Origin of the sequence: Pseudomonas sp. (assembly GCF_017744435.1) — a bacterium.
Taxonomy (GTDB): domain Bacteria; phylum Pseudomonadota; class Gammaproteobacteria; order Pseudomonadales; family Pseudomonadaceae; genus Aquipseudomonas.
In genome coordinates this window covers 74,747-96,241 of record NZ_JAGIBG010000019.1, presented here as the reverse complement: position 1 = coordinate 96,241, position 21,495 = coordinate 74,747, and the positions used below count along the sequence as shown (strand labels likewise).

Below are 21,495 nucleotides of genomic sequence, written 5' to 3'. Positions count from 1 at the left end.
CGCACACCGCGGCCGAGCTGGTTGGCGAATGGGCCCATGGCTACAGCCGCGAGCAGGCGGTGTACCCGCTCCCGAGCCTGGTGGAAAGCAAGTACTGGCCGCCGGTCGGCCGGGTCGACAACGTGTTCGGCGACCGCAACCTGGTCTGCGCCTGCCCGTCGATCGAGAGCTATCAGGACGCCTGATAGCACCGAGGCTTGCCACATACCCTGTGGGAGCGGGTTTACCCGCGAATACGATGCTGGCTTCATTGCCGCATTCGCGGGTGAACCCGCTCCCACAGGGTTCATCGTCCGCCCCACGAACCTGGCAGGAGGTCACCATGTCACTGAGCGTCTTCGACCTGTTCAAGATCGGCATCGGCCCCTCCAGTTCCCACACGGTCGGCCCGATGCGCGCCGCTGCACGCTTCGCCGAAGGGCTGCGCCGCGATGGCCTGCTGGCCAGCACCGTTTGCGTCAAGGCAGAGCTGTATGGCTCGCTCGGCGCCACCGGTAAAGGCCACGGCAGCGACAAGGCGGTATTGCTCGGCCTGGAAGGCGAGCACCCTGATACCGTCGACACCGAATCCATCCCCGCCCGCCTGCAGGCCATCCGCACCAGCGGCCAGCTCAGCCTGCTGGGTGAGCAGACCATCGCCTTCGTTGAGAAGCAGCACCTGGCGATGATCCGCAAGCCCCTGGCCTATCACCCCAACGGCATGATCTTTCGTGCCTTCGATGCCGCCGGGTTGCAGATCCGCAGCCGCGAGTACTACTCGGTGGGCGGCGGTTTCGTGGTCGACGAAGACGCCGCCGGCCAGGACCGCATCGTCGAGGACAGCACCGTGCTGGCCTTGCCATTCAAGACCGCCAAGGAACTGCTCGGCCACTGCACCGCGCAGCACCTGTCGGTCAGCCAGGTGATGCTGGCCAACGAGGCGGCCTGGCGCCCGGAAGCCGAAACCCGCGCCGGACTGCTGCGCATCTGGCAGGTCATGCAGGACTGCGTCGAGGCCGGCTGCCGCCATGAGGGCATCCTGCCCGGCGGGCTCAAGGTCAAGCGCCGCGCGCCGGCGTTGTACCGGCAGCTCAGCCGCCACCCGGAAGCCAGCCTGCGCGATGCCCTGTCGGTGCTCGACTGGGTCAACCTCTACGCCCTGGCAGTCAACGAGGAAAACGCCTACGGCGGGCGCGTGGTCACTGCACCGACCAACGGCGCGGCGGGCATCGTCCCTGCGGTGCTGCACTACTACATGCGTTTCGTCCCTGGCGCCAGCGAGGACGGCGTGGTGCGTTTTCTGCTCACCGCTGCCGCGATCGGCATCCTCTACAAGGAAAACGCCTCGATTTCCGGGGCCGAAGTCGGCTGCCAGGGCGAGGTCGGCGTGGCCTGTTCGATGGCCGCAGGCGCCCTGTGCGAAGTGATGGGCGGTACCCCGCAGCAAGTGGAGAACGCCGCTGAAATCGGCATGGAACACAACCTCGGCCTGACCTGCGACCCGATTGGCGGCCTGGTTCAGGTGCCTTGCATCGAACGCAACGCCATGGGCTCGGTAAAGGCCATCAACGCCGTGCGCATGGCCCTGCGCGGTGACGGGCAGCACTACGTGTCGCTCGACAAGGTAATCCGCACCATGCGCCAGACCGGCGCCGACATGAAAAGCAAGTACAAGGAGACCGCCCGCGGCGGTCTGGCTGTCAACATCATCGAATGTTGACCCAATAAAAAAACCAAGGAGTCATCGATGTCCGAAACACTGCAAAAGACCCCGCTGCACGCCCTGCACCTGGAACTGGGCGCGCGCATGGTGCCGTTCGCCGGCTTCGACATGCCGGTGCAGTACCCGCTGGGCGTGCTCAAGGAACACCTGCATACCCGCGAGCAGGCCGGCCTGTTCGACGTTTCGCACATGGGCCAGATCGTCCTGCGTGGCGCCGATGCAGCCAAGGCCCTGGAGTCGCTGGTACCGGTGGACATCATCGACCTGCCGGTGGGGATGCAGCGCTATGCCATGTTCACCAACGAGCACGGTGGCATCCTCGACGACCTGATGGTCGCCAACCTCGGTGACGACACCCTCTTCCTGGTGGTCAACGCGGCATGCAAGGACCAGGACCTGGCTCACCTGCAGAAACATATCGGCAGCCGTTGTGAAGTGCAGCCGCTGTTCGAGCAACGCGCTCTGCTCGCCCTGCAAGGCCCGGCGGCGGTCAAGGTGCTGGAGCGCCTGGCGCCGGAAGTGGCGGGCATGACCTTCATGCAGTTCCGCCCGGTGAAACTGCTGGGCGAAGACTGCTTCGTCAGCCGCTCGGGTTATACCGGCGAAGACGGCTACGAGATCTCGGTGCCGGTCGGCGCTGCCGAAGCCCTGGCTCGTCGCCTGCTGGCCGAGCCTGAGGTGCAGCCTATCGGCCTGGGCGCTCGCGACTCGCTGCGCCTGGAAGCCGGCCTGTGCCTGTATGGCCACGACATGAACACCGAAACCACCCCGATCGAAGCCAGCCTGCTGTGGGCGATTTCCAAAGTACGCCGCGCCGATGGCGCGCGTGCCGCCGGTTTCCCCGGTGCCGAGGCCATCTTTGCCCATCAGCGCGATGGCGTTGCGCGCAAACGTGTGGGTTTGTTGCCGCAGGAACGTACGCCAGTTCGTGAAGGCGCGGATATTGTCGATGCTAACGACAAACCCGTCGGCAAAGTGTGCAGTGGTGGCTTTGGCCCGACACTCGGCGCACCCGTTGCGATGGGCTATGTCGATATCGAACATGGCGCTCTCGATACCGCTCTGTTTGCCTTGGTACGCGGCAAGAAGGTTGCCTTGAAAGTCAGCAAAATGCCTTTCGTTGCACAGCGTTACTACCGTGGCTGAAGGTAGTGTCTGAGGTGTATGGGCAGGTGCTACATATTCGATTTCGAACCTGCCCAATAACTTTTGAACATGGCGCCAGGCCAGGCGCCATGCCGTTTCCGACAAATCTGTCGGTTATCGGCAAAACGCCGATTTTCTATACGACCAAGGGCTTGTTTTTTTCTCGGGAGTTGGCGTAGAGTCACTGCACTGTGTTTGCATGGGTCGCAACAGTTCGTGACCTGGGCCAGTAGCCGAGATTTGCTACAACCCGTTCGACGTCTCTTACTTTCCTGCAACCCAGCCCAGTAGTCTTTCACTCTTATATAACGTGAAAGAAACTGTCATCAAAATTTAAGCTTCATAGGAAATAAGACAATGGCTGAGCGTCAGAACGGTACCGTCAAGTGGTTCAATGACGAAAAAGGTTACGGTTTCATCACCCCAGAAAGCGGTCCGGATCTGTTCGTGCACTTCCGTGCCATCGAAGGCAACGGCTTCAAGAGCCTGAAAGAAGGCCAGAAGGTTACCTTCGAAGCAGTCCAAGGCCAAAAAGGCATGCAGGCTGACAAAGTCCAGCCTGTCTAAGCACAAGCCCGACTCCTAAAAAGCCCCTGCCATGTGCAGGGGCTTTTTTTTGCCCGTAGAATAGCGGCTTCGCCATTCGGAGCTGTTTTGCATGTCCAAGCCTCTGCTCTCCCCCCAGGGTGATTTCCCACCGGTCGGCCTGGGCCGACGCCTGGCGGCGATGTTCTACGACTTCCTCCTGTGCACGGCACTGCTGATCGTCACCGCCGGGGCCTACAAGCTGATCCAGATGGCGATCATCGGCGAAGCCCGCATGCGTGAACTGACCGAGGCCGGCGCGCTGGATGGCGACCCGCTGCTCTCGACCGTTCTGCTGTTCGCCCTGTTCGGCTTCTTTGCCAAGTTCTGGACCCATGGCGGTCAGACCCTGGGCATGCAGGTGTGGGGCGTGCGCGTACAGAACGCCGATGGCAGCGCGATCAGCCTGTGGCAGGCACTGTTGCGTTTCGTGGTGTCGATTGCCTCCTGGCTGTGCCTGGGGCTTGGCTTCTTCTGGTCACTGATCGACAAGCGCAAACGCGGCTGGCACGACATCTATTCGGAAACCCAGCTGGTGCGGGTACCGAAGCAGAAAAAGTAGGCACAAAAAAGCCGACCCCTGGGTCGGCTTTTTCAGCTGTTCACGCCATCAACCTGCCCGGCGCAGCAACCACACGCCAGCCAAGGCACAGATACCTGCCGGAATCACCACCGCCAACAGCGGCGGGAAACCGAACACCTGGCTCGACGGGCCCAGCAGGTCCTGGCCGATGCGGAACGCGAAGCCCACCAGCACACCGGTAAACACGCGCTGGCCGAGGGTCACCGAACGCAGCGGGCCGAAGATGAAGGAAATCGCCATCAGCACCAGTGCTGCGGTCACCAGCGGCTGCATCACCTTGGTCCAGAACGCCAGCCAGTAACGGGCGTTGTTCAGGCCCTGGTCAGACAGGTAGTGGATGTAGTCCCACAGCCCGGTGATCGACAACGACTCGGGGGCCATGATCACGGTATTGAGCAGTTGCGGCGTCAGCGAAACGTCCCAGCGCTCGCTCGGCGTCTTCACCACTTCGGTGTGGTCACCCCGGAAGAACGTGGTGCTGATGTCGTTGAGCGTCCAGTGGTCATCGTTGTACTGGGCACGACGGGCAAAGCTCGACGTCTGGATCTTGCGCTCGCTGTCGAAGCTGTAGCGGGTCACACCCAGCAGCAGGCCATTGGGCTGCACCGAGTTGATGTGCACGAACTCCTCGCCCTGGCGGTGCCACATGCCATGCCTGGAGCTTTGCGCTTCACCACCACCCTGAGCCAGGGACCGGTCGGCCTGGGCCTTGTTCTCGGTCACCGGGGCAACGTATTCACCGATCAGCACGCCAACCAGCATCAGCACCAGCATCGGTTTCATCACCGCCCAGACGATGCGGCCGATGGAAACACCAGCAGCGCGCATGATGGTCAGCTCACTGTTGCTGGCCAGGCTGCCGAGGCCGATCAGGCAGCCGATCAGCGCCGCCATCGGCAGCATTTCGTACAGGCGCCGAGGTGCCGTCAGCAGGACGAAACTGCACGCGTCCAGCAAGGAGTAGGTGTCGCTCAGTTCACCCATCTCGTCGATGAAGGCGAACAGCGAGGCCAGGCCGAGGATGATCCCCAGCACGGCCAGGATGGCCAGCAGCACGCTGATGCCGATGTAGCGGTCTAGCTTAGCCATGGGCCACCTCCGCACGACGGGCAGCCATTTTCAGGCGCAGCGGCTCCCAGTACATCAGGGCCAGGCCGATCAACAGGAAAAGGCCGTGCACCCACCAGATGCCCAGGCTAATCGGCAATTTGCCCTTCTCCAGAGCGCCGCGTACGGAAATCAGCATTGTCAGATAAGCCATGTACAGAAGAATTGCCGGCAGCAGCTTGAGGAAGCGGCCCTGGCGCGGGTTGACCCTGGCCAGCGGCACCGCCATCAGGGTCACGACGAACACCAGGATCGGCAGCGACAGGCGCCATTGCAGCTCGGCACGCTCACGCAGGTCGGTCTTGCCGAACAGTTCAAGGGTCGGAATCGCCTCGCGATCAGTCACGTCTTCGGCAACTTCAGGCTTTGGCAGCAAGACCCCATAGGTGTCGTACTTGATGGCACGGTAATCGGCCTGGCCCGGGTTACCGTCGTAGCGGTAGCCGTTCTCCAGCACCAGGTAGCGATTGCCATCGGCCTGTATTTCCTGATGGCCTCTTTCGGCGACCAGCACCGAAGGCGCACGGTCCTTGGTCTTGTCCTGGTTGAAGCGCTTCTCGGAAATGAACACCCCGGCCAGCTTGACGCGGTCGTCCGACAGCTGCTCGGTGTAGGTGACCCGCGAACCGTCGCGCAGGGTCTGGAAGCGGCCCGGCACCAGGGTGTCGAACTCGGTCATGGCATCCTGCTGGGCAACGATCTTCTGCACCTGGGCAACGCCCAGTGGAGACAGGCTCAGGCTCAGCCAGGCCACCAGCAGGGCAACCAGCGCCGCCGGTGCCATGGTCAGGCCCAGCAGGCGCTGCTGGCTCATGCCGGTCGCCGACAGAACGGTCATCTCGCTTTCCAGGTACAGCCGGCCGTAGGCCAGGAGAATGCCGAGGAACAGACCCAGCGGCAGAATCAGCTGCAGGAAACCTGGCATGCGGAAGCCCATGATCAGGAACAGCACGCCAGGGTCGAGGATGCCCTGGGCCGCCTGGGCCAGGTACTTGATGAAACGCCCGCTCATGATGATCACCAGCAGCACGGCGCTGACGGCGCTCAAGGTCACCAGGACCTCGCGGGACAGATAACGAAAGACGATCAAACCAGACACTCCTGGGTTGTCAGGGGCGGACTGCCAAACATTGGCCTGTGACAGCCAGGACCAAAGCCGGTTCGCCTAGGGCGAACCTCCATGTAAAGTGCGCGCATTATCCTGTGATTGGCCGCGCCTGTCACTTGGCGGCGCATGAAGGCCAACATCGGGGTTGTCAGCACGCTGGCGGGAGGCTCAAACTGGCAGCTTTTCCGCTGGCACGCGGCAACGCGGCCAGGCCCGTCCAGAGCGCGAAAACGCATAGCGCCAACTGCATAGATCATTCGGGGACCCTGACATGGAACTGGTTGTAAAAAGCGTAGCCGCTGCATCCGTAAAAACCGCCACTCTGGTCGTACCGGTCGGTGAAGGGCGCAAGCTCGGTACCGTTGCCAAGGCCGTCGACGACGCCTGCGAAGGCGCCATCAGCGCGGTGCTCAAGCGTGGCGACCTGGCCGGCAAGCCTGGCCAGACCCTGCTGCTGCAGAGCGTGCCGGGCCTGAAGGCCGAGCGCGTGCTGCTGGTCGGCAGCGGCAAGGACGAAGCCCTCGGTGACCGCGCATGGCGCAAGCTGGTCGCCAGCGTGGCCGGCGTGCTCAAGGGCCTGAACGGTGGTGATGCCGTGCTGGCCCTGGACGACATCGCGGTCAGCAACCGCGACGCCCATTACGGCAAATACCGCCTGCTGGCCGAGACCCTGCTCGACGGCGAATACGTGTTCGACCGCTTCAAGAGCCAGAAGGCCGAACCGCGCGCCCTGAAGAAGGTCACCCTGCTGGCCGACAAGGCCGGCCTGGGCGAAGTCGAGCGCGCCGTCAAGCACGCCAGCGCCATCGCCACCGGCATGGCCTTCACCCGCGACCTGGGCAACCTGCCACCCAACCTGTGCCACCCGAGCTTCCTGGCCGAGCAGGCCAAGGACCTGGGCAAGGCCCACAAGGGCCTGAAGGTCGAAGTGCTGGACGAGAAGAAGATCAAGGACCTGGGCATGGGCGCGTTCTATGCCGTGGGCCAGGGCAGCGACCAGCCGCCACGCCTGATCGTGCTCAATTACCAGGGCGGCAAGAAGGCCGACAAGCCGTTCGTGCTGGTGGGCAAGGGCATCACCTTCGATACCGGCGGCATCAGCCTCAAGCCAGGCGCCGGCATGGATGAAATGAAATTCGACATGTGCGGCGCCGCCAGCGTGTTCGGCACCCTGCGCGCGGTCCTCGAACTGCAACTGCCGATCAACCTGGTGTGCCTGCTGGCCTGCGCCGAGAACATGCCGAGCGGCGGCGCCACCCGCCCGGGCGACATCGTCACCACCATGAGCGGCCAGACCGTCGAGATCCTCAACACCGACGCCGAAGGCCGCCTGGTGCTGTGCGACACCCTGACCTACGCCGAGCGCTTCAAGCCACAGGCGGTGATCGACATCGCCACCCTGACCGGCGCCTGCATCGTCGCCCTGGGCAGCCACACCTCGGGCCTGATGGGCAACAACGACGAGCTGGTCGGCCAACTGCTCGACGCCGGCAAGCGCGCCGACGACCGTGCCTGGCAGCTGCCGCTGTTCGACGAATATCAGGAGCAACTGGACAGCCCGTTTGCCGACATGGGCAACATCGGTGGGCCGAAAGCCGGCACCATCACCGCGGGCTGCTTCCTGTCGCGCTTCGCCAAGGCGTACAACTGGGCGCACATGGACATCGCCGGCACGGCCTGGATCAGTGGCGGCAAGGACAAGGGCGCTACCGGTCGCCCGGTCCCGCTGCTGACCCAGTACCTGCTGGACCGCGCCGGCGCCTGATGCCGTGATGCTGGCGGCGCCCCAGGCGCCGCCAGCTGGCAGACCACACATGAGCAAAGTCGATTTCTATATCCTGCCCACCGACTCGCTGTCGGCGCGGCTGGACTTCGCCTGCAAGCTGTGCGAGAAGGCCTGGCGCCTCGGCCACCGGGTCTACCTGCATTGCCAGGACGCCGAGCAGCGCAACGAGCTGGATCAACGCCTTTGGCGCTTCAAGGGCGAGGCCTTCGTGCCCCATGACCTGGCAGAAGTGCACGCGCAGGCCTCTGTGGCCTTGGGCCTGGGGGACGATGCCGGCGAGCACCGCGACCTGCTGATCAACCTGGGGGCCGGTGTGCCAGGGTTCGTCGGCCAGTTCGAGCGGGTTGCCGAGATCGTTGTCGAAGAGCCCGGCATTCGCCAATCGGCCCGCGAGCGATTCCGTTTCTACCGCGAACAGGGCTATGCTCTGCAAGACCACCGCTTACAGCGACTTTAACGACGATGGACAAGCCTTCCGCCCTACCCGATTCCGCCCATCTGCTGGATGATCTGGAATCGATTCGCCAGCTGCTCGGCGATGCCGACCTGCAGCCACCCCTGCTGACCGAAACGGTCGAGCAGATTCCCCTGTTGCTCGACGTGCCTGCAAGTAACGCGGCGCCAGCGCCTGCAGCCGAGCCCGCAGCAGTCGAGCCCGAGGATGATCCGCAGACCCGCCGCCAGGACACCCTGCTGCATCTGGAGAGCGAGTTGCGCGCTGCTGCGCAGATGATCATGCAGGACGTGATCAACGACTTCACCCCGCATATCGAGAACGAGATCAAGCGCCGCCTGGATGCGCGGATCGAGCGTCTCATCAAGCGTTCCGAGTAATACCCTGGGGGCGCTCTGCGCCCCTTTCGCGACACAAGGCCGCTCCTACAGGAATTCACGGTCTTCTGTCCGCTCCTGTCGCCTAAACCCTGTGCCTTCGTTATACTTTTCGGCTTTCCCGAATAAATGCACAGGGTCCCGCCGCGCATGGATAAGACCTACCAGCCGCACGCCATCGAAACTTCCTGGTACAACACCTGGGAGTCCGAAAACTATTTCGCTCCACAAGGTGCAGGTGAGTCCTACACCATCATGATCCCGCCACCGAACGTGACGGGTAGCCTGCACATGGGCCACGGTTTCAACAACGCGATCATGGACGCCCTGATCCGTTTCCGCCGTATGCAAGGCCGCGACACCCTGTGGCAGCCAGGTACCGACCACGCCGGTATCGCCACGCAGATGCTGGTCGAGCGCCAGCTCGAGGCCAAGGGCCAGAACCGTCACGACCTGGGTCGTGAGAAGTTCCTGGACAAGGTCTGGGAATGGAAGGATCAATCGGGTGGCAACATCAGCCGCCAGATCCGCCGCCTGGGCTCGTCGGTCGACTGGAGCCGCGAGCGCTTCACCATGGACGACGGCCTGTCCGAGGCGGTCAAGGAAGCCTTCGTGCGCCTGCACGAGGACGGCCTGATCTACCGCGGCAAGCGCCTGGTCAACTGGGACACCAAGCTGCACACGGCCATTTCCGACCTCGAAGTGGAGAACCACGACGAGAAGGGCCACCTGTGGAACCTGCGCTACCCGCTGGCCGACGGTGCCAAGACCGCCGAGGGCAAGGACTACCTGGTGGTCGCCACCACCCGTCCGGAAACCCTGCTGGGTGACGCCGCCGTTGCCGTCAACCCGACCGACGAACGCTACCAGGCACTGATCGGCAAGTTCGTCGAACTGCCGCTGGTCGGCCGCCGCATCCCGATCATCGCCGACGACTACTGCGACCCGGAATTCGGCACCGGCTGCGTGAAGATCACCCCGGCCCACGACTTCAACGACTACGAAGTCGGCAAGCGCCACAACCTGCCGCTGCTGAACATCTTCGACAAGAACGCCCTGGTGCTGTCCGCCGCCCAGGCCTTCAACCTCGACGGCAGCCTCAACGAGCAGATCGACACCAGCCTGCCTGCCCAGTACGCCGGTCTCGACCGCTTCGTCGCGCGCAAGCAGATCGTTGCCGACCTGGACGCCCAGGGCCTGCTGGTGAGCATCGACGACCACGCCCTGAAAGTGCCGAAAGGCGACCGTTCGGGCACCGTCATCGAGCCATGGCTGACCGACCAGTGGTACGTCTCCACCAAGCCGCTGGCAGAACCTGCCATCGAAGCCGTGGAAGATGGCCGCATCCAGTTCGTGCCCAAGCAGTACGAGAACATGTACTTCTCCTGGATGCGCGACATCCAGGACTGGTGCATCAGCCGCCAGCTGTGGTGGGGCCACCGCATCCCGGCCTGGTACGACGAGGCCGGCCAGGTCTATGTCGGCCGCAATGAAGAAGAAGTCCGCGCCAAGCACAACCTCGGCAGCGATGTGAAGCTGCGCCAGGACGACGACGTGCTCGACACCTGGTTCAGTTCGGGCCTGTGGACCTTCTCCACCCTGGGCTGGCCGGAACAGACCGAGTTCCTGAAGAAGTTCCACTCCACCGACGTGCTGGTGACCGGCTTCGACATCATCTTCTTCTGGGTTGCGCGCATGATCATGCTGACCATGCACCTGATCAAGAACGAAGACGGCACCCCGCAGGTACCGTTCAAGACCGTGTACGTGCACGGCCTGGTGCGCGATGGCCAGGGCCAGAAGATGTCCAAGTCCAAGGGCAACGTGCTCGACCCGCTGGACATCGTCGACGGCATCACCCTCGATGCCCTGCTGGAAAAACGCACCAGCGGCATGATGCAGCCGAAGCTTGCCGAGAAGATCGCCAAGCAGACCAAGGCCGAGTTCCCGGAAGGTATCGCCAGCTACGGCACCGACGCCCTGCGCTTCACTTTCTGCTCGCTGGCTTCCACCGGCCGCGACATCAAGTTCGACATGGGCCGCGTCGAAGGCTACCGCAACTTCTGCAACAAGATCTGGAACGCCGCCCGCTACGTGCTGGACAAGGGCGAGGACTGCGGCCAGAACGGCGAAGCCTACGAGCTGTCGCTGGCCGACCGCTGGATCATCTCGCAGCTGCAGCGCACCGAAGCCGAAGTGACCCGCCAGCTCGAGCAGTTCCGCTTCGACCTGGCCAGCCAGGCGCTGTACGAGTTCATCTGGAACCAGTACTGCGACTGGTACCTGGAGCTGTCCAAGCCTGTGCTGTGGGACGAAAACGCCCCGGTCGAGCGCGCCCGTGGCACCCGCCGCACCCTGGTCCGCGTGCTGGAAGTGGCGTTGCGCCTGGCGCACCCGTTCATGCCGTTCATCACCGAAGAAATCTGGCAGCGCATCGCGCCGCTGGCCGGTATCGAAGGCAAGACCATCATGCTGCAGCCTTGGCCAGTGGCCAATGAAAGCCGCATCGATGCCGCCGCCGAAGGTGATATCGAGTGGCTGAAGGAGCTGATGGTCGGCCTGCGCAACATCCGCGCCGAGATGAACATCGGCCCGGGCAAGCCGCTGCCGCTGTTCCTGAAAAACGCCAACGCCGACGACCAGCGTCGCCTGCAGGAAAACGAAGCCCTGCTGAAGAAGCTGGCCAAGGTCGAATCGTTCACCGTGCTCGGCGATGCCGACGAAGCACCGCTGTCGGCCACCGCCCTGGTAGGCGACCTGCAGGTGCTGGTGCCGATGGCCGGCTTGATCGACAAGGACGCCGAACTGGCGCGCCTGAACAAGGAAATCCAGCGTCTGCAGGGTGAAGTCCAGCGCGTGGGCGGCAAGCTGTCCAACGCCGCCTTCGTCGACAAGGCGCCGCCTGCCGTGATCGAGAAGGAACGCGCCAAGCTGGCCGAGTCCGAACAGGCCCTGGCCAACTTCACCGAGCAGCACGCGCGGATTGCAGCGCTGTAACAATCTGATAGACCGCTGGGGCCGCTTTGCGGCCCTTTCGCGACACAAGGCCGCTCCTACAGGGACGGTGCCGGTTTGATAGGCGCCGCTATCCTGTAGGAGCGGCCTTGTGTCGCGAAAGGGCTGCAAAGCAGCCCCATGGCCTGCAACACCGGATCCGACCATGACCGACAAACCCACCCTGCACCCGCGCAACCGCCACCAGGGCCGCTACGACTTCCCCAGTCTGATCAAGGCGCACCCTGATCTGGCCCGCTTCACCATCACCAACCCCCACGGCAAACCCAGCATCGACTTCGCCAACCCGGAAGCCGTGCGCGTGTTCAACCGTGCCCTGCTCAAGGCGCAATACGGCATCCAGCACTGGGACATCCCTGCCGACTACCTGTGCCCGCCAATCCCCGGCCGCGCCGACTACATCCACGTGGCCGCCGACCTGCTGGCCGAGGACAACGCCAACGAAGTGCCCAAAGGCGCCCAGGTTCGCGTGCTGGACATCGGCGTAGGCGCCAACTGCATCTACCCGCTGCTCGGCCATAGCGATTACCGTTGGCGCTTTCTCGGCTCGGACATTGACCCGGTGGCGCTGGCCTCGGCCAAGGCCATCGTCCAGGCCAACGGTTTGAGCAAGGGCATCAGCCTGCGCCAACAAGCCAGCCGCAAGCACATCCTCGGCGGCCTGCTGCAAGCCGACGAACGCTTCGACCTGACCCTGTGCAACCCGCCCTTCCATGCCTCGCGCGAAGAAGCCACCCGTGGCAGCCAGCGCAAGTGGAAGAACCTCGGCAAGCAAGACCCCAAGCGCAAGCTGCCGGTGCTCAATTTTGGCGGGCAGAACAACGAACTGTGGTGTGAGGGCGGCGAGATCCGCTTCGTCACCCAGCTGGTCGACGAAAGCGCGCAATACGCACAGCAGGTGCTGTGGTTCACCAGCCTGGTGTCCAAGGCCAGCAACCTGCCTGGCATCGAGGCGGCGCTGAAGAAAGCGGGTGCCAAGGCGGTGCGCATTGTCGAGATGGGCCAGGGCCAGAAGCAGAGCCGCATGGTCGCCTGGAGCTTCCACGACGACATCGCACGCCAGGCCTGGCACGCCGGGCGCAAATCGCAGGCATGAAAAAACCGCGCCCGGGCAAGCCGGGCGCGGTTTCGTCAGTGCGTCAACAGATTACTTGTTGACAGCGTCGGTCAGGCCTTTGGCCGGAACGAACTTGACGACTTTCTTGGCAGCGATTTCGATGGCAGCGCCAGTCGAAGGGTTGCGGCCGGTACGGGCAGGACGCTCGGAGACTTTCAGCTTGCCGATGCCTGGCAGGGTGATTTCAGCGCCGTTTTCCAGTTGGTCGGCAACGATCTGGCCCAGTTGCTCCAGTGCGTTACGAGCGGTGGTTTTTGGCGCGTCGATGGCTTCAGCGATGTCGGCAATCAGTTGGTCTTTGGTCAATGCCATGGTGGTGTTCCTTCCCTATCTAAATCAGTGGTTATGCAGCGTTCTACGACGTTATCGGGCCAGCCCCTGAGTTCTGGAGGGCCGCGCCAATCGCGCATGTAGATGCGTAAATCGGCGTTTGGTTCGACACGGCATGAGCACGCTGCCAGCAATGCGCCATTCAAGGGGCGCAAGACGGCGCAAAGCTACCACAGGAATGGATAAATATCCGCTACCCGCTTCGATTTAGTGCAGGTTTTTCGGGGGTTTCAGCCGAAAACCCACAAATTTGAACAAAAAACGAACAACCGGCATTTCTGCCAACATCCGGCCACTGCAGCGCCTGTTGTCTGGGGTAAACTGGAGGACTTTTGCAGCGCGGCCTGTGGCCGCCCCAGACTCACCGAGAATTCCATGCCAATCCGTCATTGCATCGTTCACCTGATCGACAAGAAGCCCGATGGCAGCCCCGCCGTGCTCCATGCACGGGATACCGAGCTGGGCGCATCGGACGCCATCGAAAACCTGTTGGCCGACCTCAACGACAGCTACAACGCCAAGCAAGGCAAGGCCTGGGGCTTCTTCCACGGCGAGTCCGGCGCCTACCCACTGAGTGGCTGGTTGAAGCAGTACCTGGAAGACGACAAAGACTTCGCGGCGTTCAGCCGCGTGGCGGTCGAGCATCTGCAAAAGCTGATGGAAGAGTCGAACCTTTCCACGGGTGGCCACATCCTGTTCGCCCACTACCAGCAAGGCATGACCGACTACCTGGCCATTGCCCTGCTGCACCACAGCGAAGGTGTGGCGGTGAACGCCGAGCTGGACGTGACGCCATCGCGCCACCTCGACCTTGGTCAGCTGCACCTGGCGGCGCGCATCAACCTGTCCGAGTGGAAGAACAACCAGAATTCCAAGCAGTACATCTCGTTCATCAAGGGCAAGAACGGCAAGAAGGTCTCGGACTACTTCCGCGACTTCATCGGCTGCCAGGAAGGCGTCGACGGCCCGGGCGAGACGCGCACCCTGCTCAAGGCCTTCAGCGACTTCGTCGAAAGCGAGGACCTGCCGGAAGAATCTGCCCGCGAGAAGACCCAGACCCTGGTCGAGTACGCCACCACCCAGACCAAGCTGGGTGAACCGGTGACATTGGAAGAGCTGTCGAGCCTGATCGACGAGGACCGCCCGAAGGCGTTCTACGATCATATCCGCAACAAGGACTACGGCCTGTCGCCGGAAATCCCCGCAGACAAACGCACCCTGAACCAGTTCCGCCGCTTCACCGGGCGTGCCGAAGGCCTGTCGATCAGCTTCGAAGCGCACCTGCTGGGTGACAAGGTGGAATATGACGAGGCCGCCGGCACCCTGATCATCAAAGGCTTGCCGACCACGCTGGTGGATCAGCTCAAACGCCGCAAGGACTGATCAGACGGCCACATAGGAGGCCACCAGTGCCTCCTTGGCCGACTTGCGCAACTTTTTCACCAGGCGCTCCTGGCGCAGCGCTTCGCCCTTGTCCGGCCACTGCTCGACATACACCAGCGCCTGTGCCGGGCTGGTCTTGAAATAGCGGGCGCCCTGGCCCTTCTGGTGGGCAGCGAAACGCCGCTGCGGGTCATCGCTGATACCGCAGTACAGCGAGCCATTGGCAGCCCGCACCAGGTAGACGTACCACGGTTTGCACAGCGGGGTTTCGGCGACTTCGTTGACGATGCTCATGGCCGACAGCTTAACCGCTCAATGCGCTTGCTGGAACGCTCGCAGCCCTTTGAATGCCTGCTGGCGCACCTTGTTCTGCAGCATCGGCGACCAACCCAGCAACCAACCTGGCGCCCCCAGCGCCTGACGCGACCAACGCCACAGGTCGAAGCTGTCGTCATGCTGGCAGATCAGCCCATCGCGAATGACGAAGCGCGCCTGGATATCATTGACCACGGTGCGACCAGTCTGGCTGAACAGGTAGGTTGCAACCCAGTGCGCGCAGCCGCTGAGCGGGTCGGCACGGACCTGGTCGAAGGTCAGAGTGAAGTCCTTGGCACGCGCTGTGAGCATGCGCCACATGTCGCCGGCATCACGTCCGCGCAAGGTGCCGAATACCGGGTCGCTGAAGACGATGTCGTCGCTGTAGCAGGCCACCATGGCCTCGGCGTCCAGGCGCTGAAAGGCCTGGTAGAAGCGGGTGATCAGGTCACGGTTGGCGTCAGTCATGGAAGCAGATCCGTCCTGGGAGTCGAAGCCTGCACGATAATCTGGCCCGCTTGCTTTCGCCAGTGCCGGCCTCTTCGCGGGCGAACCCGCTCCCACAGGTTCCTCGCAGGTTTCAAGTTCTGCACGATACCTGCGGGAGCGGGTTCACCCGCGAAGAGGCAAGCACAGGCCTCAGAGTTTTTCGCTGCTCACCTGCACATGCAGCGCCCGCCCGGCGCCAAGCCCGAACACGATCGCGCCGACACCCAGCACCGCGAAGATCCAGCCTACCGCCGCCCAACCGCCGGTCAGGTCATGCACCAGGCCAACCGCGAACGGGCCCATGGACGCCAAGGTATAACCCACGCCCTGGGCCATGCTCGACAGGTTCGCCGCCACATGGGCATCCTTCGAGCGCAGCACGATCAACGTCAGGGCCAGGGCGAATGTACCGCCCTGCCCCAGCCCCAGCAGTACTGCCCAGCCCCACAGCCCGTCGATCGGGGCATACAGGCAGCCGAACAGCCCCGCCAAGGTCACCAGCATCACGATCACGATAGCCAGCCGCTGGTCCTTGCCGCGGGTCGCAAGCCAAGGGGCCCCCAGCGAGCTGATCAGTTGCACGATGACCGAACCGGACAGCACCAGGCCGGCTTCGGTCGGGCTCAGGCCACGGCCAATGAGGATCGACGGCAACCAGCCAAAGACGATGTACGCCAGCGACGACTGCAGCCCCATGTACAGCGTTACCTGCCATGCCAACGGGTCACGCCACAGCCCGCGCACCCGGTAGGCGACCTTGTGCAGACCGTGCCCCTGACGCGCTTGCGGTAACCAGACGAGCATGGCCAAAAGCGCCGGTAGCATCCAGAAGCCCAGGCCAAAGGCCCAGTTGTCATCGAAATGCTGGGTCAGCGGCACGGTAGCCCCCGCCGCCATGGCCGCACCCAGGCACAGGGCCATGGTGTAGACCCCAGTCAGGGTGCCCGCATGCTGCGGGAAGTCGCGTTTGACGATACCGGGCAGCAGCACGCCGATGATGCCGATGCTGGCCCCAGCCATGACGCTGCCGATGAACACACCGACGACCCCCAGGGCGCTGCGCACCACGATCCCCAGCGCCAGGGTGAGCAGGATCCCCAGGATCACCCGCTCGCTGCCGAAGCGGCGCGCCAGGACCGGTGCCAGCGGCGCGAACAGCCCCAGGCAGAGCACCGGCAAGGTGGTCAGCAGGCCGGCCTCGGAGGCATTCAGGCCCAGCCCTGCAGAGACCTGTCCGAGCACCGGCGCCATGCTCGACAACGCCGGGCGCAGGTTCAATGCCACCAGCACCAGCCCCAGCAGCAACAGCCAGGGCCGCTGCAGGGCCGGTGGTTGTTGCTGCACCTTGGCATCGTCGGCCTCGGCATCGATCAGCAGTTCTTCCAGTTCTCGCTCGCGGGCAGGCGCGTCTTGGGTCATTGGTTCAGCCATGGCCTTCTCGTCTTCAGGATTCGATGAGGGTCCGGCTCAGGGCCTTGGCCCGTTCCGGATCGCGTTGTTCGATGGCGTCGAGGATCTGCCCGTGCAGGTCGAATGTTGCCTGGTTGCGCGGTACGGTCGCCATGTTGCGTTGCAGCGCTGCGGCCACGACGCCAGAAAAGTAGCGGTACAACTCACTCAGTGCGGGATTGTGCGCAGCGTCGATCAGGCGTTGGTGAAACATCAGGTCACAGCTGACATAGGCATCGACATCACCGTGAAAATGCTCGGCACTGCCCGTCAATGCTGCACGCAGGCCTTGCAGGTCCTCGTCGGTACGGCGCAATGCTGCCAGGCCGATCGCCTCGGACTCGAGGATGTGCCGTGTCTCGCGGGCCTGCTCCAGGGTGCAGCGCGACATGGCTTGCACAGCCTGCAGCGGGTCCTGGCAGGTGCGCAGGTAACTGCCGTCACCCTGGCGGATTTCCACCAGGCCACTGAATGCCAGCACGCGCATGGCCTCGCGCACGGTATTGCGGCTGATGCCCAACTCCAGCGCCAGTTCCGGCTCGGTCGGCAGGCGCTGCCCGACTTGCCAGTCGCCTTGCAGGATGCGCTCACGCATGCGTTCTACGGCAAGTTCGACCAGGGAGCGCTTGGTCAATTCGCTGCTCATTTCACTCAACCAATCATCCGATGAATTGACGAAGCTTAATGGAACGTCTTCCAGACATCAATTCAACTGGCATTTCTACCAGTTGTCAGCAGAGTGCCTTGCTGCAACGCTGGGCACGACTCCATCCAGGCCCTGTTCATGTCCATGTCCAAAGTATTGCGGTCGATTGCCCTGATTGCAGCCGGCCTGCTGCTCGTGCTGCTCTTCAAAGGGTGCGACGCCAGACAACCGCCACTGCAGCCCAAGACGCTCATCATCGGGATGGACGGTGTGCAACTGCAGCACTATGAACAACTGGGCGGCGATACCAACCTGCAGAAACGCCTGTCCTACGGCAAAGCCTATGCCGGTGGCATCAACGGCCGCGCCAGCGAACAGGCGACGATCAGCGGACCAGGCTGGATGACCTTGCTCACTGGTGTGTGGGCCAACAAGCATGGGGTCATTTCCAATAGCGAATCCTTGCGGGTCGACCCGGAGTTCCCCAGCGTGTTCAAACGGCTGCGTGAAGCCCTGCCGAACGCCTATCTCTCCAGCATCGTCAACTGGTCGCCGATCAACACGGCCTTCCTGCTGGAGGATGCTCAAGGCAACAATGTGCGCGAAAGCGGCCTGAGCGATGAGCAAGTCACCGTGCGAACCCTGGAGATCCTCGACAACACGCCTGCCGATTTCACCTTCGTTCAACTTGACGAGCCCGATGAAGCAGGCCACGCCAGCGGTTTCGGCCCGGCTTACCAATTTGCCTTGCGCGAGGCTGACGACAGGCTGGGGCGCCTGCTGGACAAGGTCGCGGCGCGTGCCTACAAGAACCCGCAGGAGGACTGGCTGGTGATCGTGTGTACCGACCACGGTCGTGATTACTGGGGCTCCGGCCATGGTGGCGTGACCGAACAGGAGAAGACGGTCTTCATAGCCAGTAACAAGCCATTGAACGAAGAGCTGAACCAACCGAGCGTTCCAGAGGACAACCCGGGGCCCAACAACTTGTATGGATACGCGGCACAAACGTCGGTGGCCCCGACCGTACTCCGGCACATGGGGCTCGACCTGCTGCCGGAATGGAGGCTCGATGGCACGCCATTGCTGGGCGCGACGGGAGTACGCAAGGCACGGGCCATTGAGGGCGACGCCAAGTTGCTGTGGAACAGCGACTCACAAGGCACCGTGATCATTCATAGAAATGGCCAGTTCGTCGCGAACGTGCAGGCCTACCTGCAGCAATGGACTGATCCGCAAGGCATGCGCCAGGCCAACGACTATGTGCTCGAACTGGATGACACACCGATAGCCATACGCACCCGGCCAGTCAGCCAGCCGTTCGTCATCGAGGAAAACAGCTACTGACGCGCGCGGCATAGCCTGCAGGAGCGAACTCAATCGCTCCTGCAGCCCTTGGCTCAGTTCAGCGCATCGACCAACGCCTGGTTCATCTCCGGCGTGCCAATGGTGATACGCAGGAACTGGGCAATCCGCTCCTGCTTGAAGTGACGCACGATCACCCCTTGTTCACGCAGGCGCGCCGCCAACTGCGCGGCATCCTGCTGCGGGTGGCGGGCGAAGATGAAGTTGGCCGCCGACGGCAGCACTTCGAAGCCTTTTGCAACCAACTGCGCGACCAGCGCTTCACGGCTGTCGATCACCTTGCGGCAGGTTTCCTCGAAGTAGGCCTGGTCTTCGAACGCTGCCGCCGCCCCCACGATGGCCATACGGTCCAGCGGATAGGAGTTGAAGCTGTTCTTGATCCGCTCCAGGGCCTCGATCAGGTCCGGATGGCCAACAGCCAGGCCGACGCGCAGCCCGGCCAGCGAACGCGACTTGGACAGGGTCTGGGTCACCAGCAGGTTGTCGTAGCGATCCACCAGGCTGATGGCGGTCTCGCCACCAAAGTCGATGTAGGCTTCATCCACCACCACGACCGAATCGCGATTGGCTTGCAGCAGCTGTTCGATCGCTTGCAGCGGCAGCAGGCAGCCGGTTGGTGCGTTGGGGTTGGGGAAGATGATCCCGGCGTTGGGCTTGGCGTAGTCGGCAATGCGGATCTGGAACTGCTCATCCAGCGCCACCTGCTCGAATGGAATGCCGTACAGGCCGCAGTAGACCGGATAGAAGCTGTAGCTGACATCCGGGAACAGCAGCGGGCCGCGAGCGTGCTGGAACAGGCCGTGGAAAATGTGCGCCAGCACCTCGTCCGAGCCGTTGCCGACGAACACCTGGGCCGGGGTGACGCTGTAATACTCGGCCACCGCCTGCTTGAGCCGGTCACTGTTCGGGTCAGGGTACAAGCGCAGGTTGTCGTTCAACTCGGTACGCATGGCTTCCAGCGCCTTGGGCGACGGGCCATACGGGTTCTCGTTGGTGTTCAGCTTGACCAGGCGGGCCAGCTTGGGCTGCTCGCCCGGTACGTAAGGCACCAGCGCCTTGACGAAGGGGCTCCAGAATCGACTCATGCTCAGTTCCCCTTGTCTTGGGTCAGGATACGGTATTCGGCACTGCGGGCGTGGGCGGTCAGCGACTCGCCACGGGCCAGGACCGAGGCGGTGTGGCCGAGCTCGGATGCGCCCTGTTCGGAGCAGAAGATGATCGACGAGCGCTTCTGGAAGTCATACACCCCCAGCGGCGACGAGAAGCGCGCGGTACCGGAAGTCGGCAGCACGTGGTTGGGGCCAGCGCAGTAGTCGCCCAGTGCTTCGCTGGTGTGGCGGCCCATGAAGATCGCACCGGCGTGACGAATCTGTGGCAGCCAGGCCTGCGGGTCGGCGACCGACAGCTCGAGGTGCTCGGGGGCGATGCGGTTGGCCACTTCGATGGCCTGCTGCATGTCGCGCACCTGGATCAGCGCACCACGGCCGTTGATCGACTTCTCGATGATCTCGGCACGTTCCATGGTCGGCAGCAGCTTGTCGATGCTGGCGGCCACGCGGTCGAGGAAGGCGGCATCCGGGCTGACCAGGATGGCCTGGGCATCTTCGTCGTGCTCGGCCTGGGAGAACAGGTCCATGGCGATCCAGTCCGGGTCGGTCTGGCCGTCGCATACCACGAGGATTTCCGACGGGCCGGCGATCATGTCGATACCGACCTGGCCGAACACGTGGCGCTTGGCGGTGGCCACGTAGATGTTGCCCGGGCCGACGATCTTGTCTACCTGTGGCACGCTTTCGGTGCCATAGGCCAGGGCGGCTACGGCCTGGGCACCACCGACGGTGAACACCCGGTCGACGCCGGCGATGCAGGCGGCAGCCAGCACCAGTTCGTTAACCTCGCCACGCGGGGTTGGCACCACCATCACCACCTCGGCGACACCGGCAACCTTGGCGGGAATAGCGTTCATCAGCACCGAAGACGGGTACGACGCCTTGCCGCCCGGCACGTACAGGCCGGCACGGTCCAGCGGGGTGACCTTCTGGCCGAGCACGGTACCGTCGGCTTCGGTGTACTGCCAGGAGTCCTGCTTCTGCCGCTCGTGGTACAGGCGCACGCGGTTGGCGGCCTTCTCCAGGGCTGCACGCTGGGTGTCGGTGATGCGGGTCAGGGCCAGTTCCAGACGCTCGCGCCCGAGGATCAGGTCATCGATGCTTTTGGCGTCAACACCGTCGAAGCGCTGGGTGAATTCCACCAGCGCAGCATCGCCACGCTCGCGCACGGCCTTGATGATGTCCAGCACGCGCTGATTGACCGCGTCATCGGACACACTTTCCCAGCTCAGCAGATGATCCAGATGTCGTGCGAAATCCGGATCAGCAGCGTTGAGACGGGCAATTGCAGTGGACACGGTCATGGCGAGGGCCTCGATTATTAGCGAATGCTCAGGCGCCCTAGGCTACCAGTCCATCCGCGCGGGCACCCGAGAAAAATGGCTATGACGCGGATAGACGGGCGCGACAGCGAAGGCCGCGCGCAGAT

21 protein-coding genes are annotated in these 21,495 nt (G+C 63.3%); 12 read left to right on the top strand and 9 right to left on the bottom strand.

Going from position 1 to position 21,495, the window contains the following annotated elements:
• The 5 genes from J7573_RS15130 to J7573_RS15110 form a co-directional block, all read left to right on the top strand.
• Positions 1 to 185 (top strand): hypothetical protein (locus J7573_RS15130; RefSeq protein WP_294336577.1); only part of this gene is annotated, 185 nt, incomplete at its 5' end.
• Between the two features lie 137 nt (positions 186 to 322).
• Positions 323 to 1,699 (top strand): L-serine ammonia-lyase, encoded by a 1,377-nt coding sequence (locus tag J7573_RS15125; protein ID WP_294336575.1) that lies wholly within the window; start codon positions 323 to 325, stop codon positions 1,697 to 1,699.
• Between the two features lie 27 nt (positions 1,700 to 1,726).
• Positions 1,727 to 2,848, top strand: a complete 1,122-nt coding sequence (gene gcvT, locus J7573_RS15120; protein ID WP_294336573.1) for a glycine cleavage system aminomethyltransferase GcvT — start codon at positions 1,727 to 1,729, stop codon at positions 2,846 to 2,848.
• 357 nt (positions 2,849 to 3,205) lie between these two features.
• Positions 3,206 to 3,415 carry a cold-shock protein gene (locus J7573_RS15115; RefSeq protein WP_016392187.1) on the top strand — a complete coding sequence of 70 codons (210 nt, stop codon included), beginning with the start codon at positions 3,206 to 3,208 and terminating at the stop codon, positions 3,413 to 3,415.
• A gap of 91 nt (positions 3,416 to 3,506) precedes the next feature.
• Positions 3,507 to 3,995 carry an RDD family protein gene (locus J7573_RS15110; protein ID WP_186603609.1) on the top strand — a complete coding sequence of 163 codons (489 nt, stop codon included), beginning with the start codon at positions 3,507 to 3,509 and terminating at the stop codon, positions 3,993 to 3,995.
• Between the two features lie 48 nt (positions 3,996 to 4,043).
• Here J7573_RS15110 and lptG read toward each other — a convergent pair whose 3' ends face one another.
• Positions 4,044 to 5,105, bottom strand: coding sequence for an LPS export ABC transporter permease LptG (gene lptG, locus J7573_RS15105; protein WP_294336561.1), 1,062 nt, complete (start codon positions 5,103 to 5,105; stop codon positions 4,044 to 4,046).
• On the bottom strand, positions 5,098 to 6,213 hold the full coding sequence (gene lptF, locus J7573_RS15100) for an LPS export ABC transporter permease LptF (protein ID WP_294336560.1): 1,116 nt from the start codon (positions 6,211 to 6,213) through the stop codon (positions 5,098 to 5,100). The genes lptG and lptF overlap by 8 nt, the downstream gene beginning before the upstream one ends.
• A 289-nt stretch (positions 6,214 to 6,502) precedes the next feature.
• Here lptF and J7573_RS15095 point away from each other — a divergent pair, with 289 nt between their 5' ends.
• The 5 genes from J7573_RS15095 to rlmF all read left to right on the top strand — a co-directional run bounded on the left by J7573_RS15095 (position 6,503) and on the right by rlmF (position 12,959).
• Complete coding sequence (locus J7573_RS15095; protein WP_294336557.1) at positions 6,503 to 7,996, top strand: leucyl aminopeptidase; 1,494 nt, start codon at positions 6,503 to 6,505, stop codon at positions 7,994 to 7,996.
• 49 nt (positions 7,997 to 8,045) lie between these two features.
• Entirely contained in the window at positions 8,046 to 8,474 is a 429-nt protein-coding gene (locus J7573_RS15090) for a DNA polymerase III subunit chi (protein ID WP_294336556.1), read from the top strand.
• Positions 8,475 to 8,479: 5 nt separating this feature from the next.
• Positions 8,480 to 8,851 (top strand): DNA polymerase III subunit chi, encoded by a 372-nt coding sequence (locus J7573_RS15085; RefSeq protein WP_294336554.1) that lies wholly within the window; start codon positions 8,480 to 8,482, stop codon positions 8,849 to 8,851.
• Between the two features lie 147 nt (positions 8,852 to 8,998).
• Positions 8,999 to 11,845 carry a valine--tRNA ligase gene (locus J7573_RS15080; RefSeq protein ID WP_294336552.1) on the top strand — a complete coding sequence of 949 codons (2,847 nt, stop codon included), beginning with the start codon at positions 8,999 to 9,001 and terminating at the stop codon, positions 11,843 to 11,845.
• Between the two features lie 163 nt (positions 11,846 to 12,008).
• The gene (gene rlmF, locus J7573_RS15075) at positions 12,009 to 12,959 is read left to right on the top strand and encodes a 23S rRNA (adenine(1618)-N(6))-methyltransferase RlmF (protein ID WP_294336550.1); all 951 of its coding nucleotides are present in this window, start codon (positions 12,009 to 12,011) and stop codon (positions 12,957 to 12,959) included.
• Positions 12,960 to 13,010: 51 nt separating this feature from the next.
• Here the strand turns inward: rlmF and J7573_RS15070 are convergent, their stop codons facing one another.
• Positions 13,011 to 13,292 carry an HU family DNA-binding protein gene (locus tag J7573_RS15070; RefSeq protein WP_027920195.1) on the bottom strand — a complete coding sequence of 94 codons (282 nt, stop codon included), beginning with the start codon at positions 13,290 to 13,292 and terminating at the stop codon, positions 13,011 to 13,013.
• A 393-nt stretch (positions 13,293 to 13,685) separates the two neighbouring features.
• Between J7573_RS15070 and yejK the strand changes: the two genes are divergently transcribed.
• Positions 13,686 to 14,693 (top strand): nucleoid-associated protein YejK, encoded by a 1,008-nt coding sequence (yejK, locus tag J7573_RS15065; RefSeq protein WP_294336547.1) that lies wholly within the window; start codon positions 13,686 to 13,688, stop codon positions 14,691 to 14,693.
• On the opposite strand, the gene J7573_RS15060 is transcribed toward yejK, so the two are convergent.
• The 4 genes from J7573_RS15060 to J7573_RS15045 form a co-directional block, all read right to left on the bottom strand.
• Positions 14,694 to 14,987: a GIY-YIG nuclease family protein gene (locus J7573_RS15060; RefSeq protein ID WP_079229588.1), complete on the bottom strand. Its 294-nt coding sequence runs from the start codon at positions 14,985 to 14,987 to the stop codon at positions 14,694 to 14,696. It abuts the gene before it with no gap.
• A gap of 18 nt (positions 14,988 to 15,005) precedes the next feature.
• Positions 15,006 to 15,476, bottom strand: coding sequence for a nuclear transport factor 2 family protein (locus J7573_RS15055; protein ID WP_294336542.1), 471 nt, complete (start codon positions 15,474 to 15,476; stop codon positions 15,006 to 15,008).
• A gap of 171 nt (positions 15,477 to 15,647) precedes the next feature.
• Positions 15,648 to 16,928 (bottom strand): CynX/NimT family MFS transporter, encoded by a 1,281-nt coding sequence (locus J7573_RS15050; protein WP_294336540.1) that lies wholly within the window; start codon positions 16,926 to 16,928, stop codon positions 15,648 to 15,650.
• 13 nt (positions 16,929 to 16,941) lie between these two features.
• Positions 16,942 to 17,592, bottom strand: coding sequence for a FadR/GntR family transcriptional regulator (locus J7573_RS15045; RefSeq protein ID WP_294336538.1), 651 nt, complete (start codon positions 17,590 to 17,592; stop codon positions 16,942 to 16,944).
• Between the two features lie 156 nt (positions 17,593 to 17,748).
• Here J7573_RS15045 and J7573_RS15040 point away from each other — a divergent pair, with 156 nt between their 5' ends.
• Positions 17,749 to 18,939, top strand: coding sequence for an alkaline phosphatase family protein (locus tag J7573_RS15040; protein ID WP_294336582.1), 1,191 nt, complete (start codon positions 17,749 to 17,751; stop codon positions 18,937 to 18,939).
• 53 nt (positions 18,940 to 18,992) lie between these two features.
• Here the strand turns inward: J7573_RS15040 and hisC are convergent, their stop codons facing one another.
• Complete coding sequence (gene hisC, locus J7573_RS15035; RefSeq protein WP_294336535.1) at positions 18,993 to 20,042, bottom strand: histidinol-phosphate transaminase; 1,050 nt, start codon at positions 20,040 to 20,042, stop codon at positions 18,993 to 18,995.
• 2 nt (positions 20,043 to 20,044) lie between these two features.
• Complete coding sequence (hisD, locus tag J7573_RS15030) at positions 20,045 to 21,370, bottom strand: histidinol dehydrogenase (RefSeq protein ID WP_159411970.1); 1,326 nt, start codon at positions 21,368 to 21,370, stop codon at positions 20,045 to 20,047.
• Between the last annotated feature and the right edge of the window lie 125 nt (positions 21,371 to 21,495).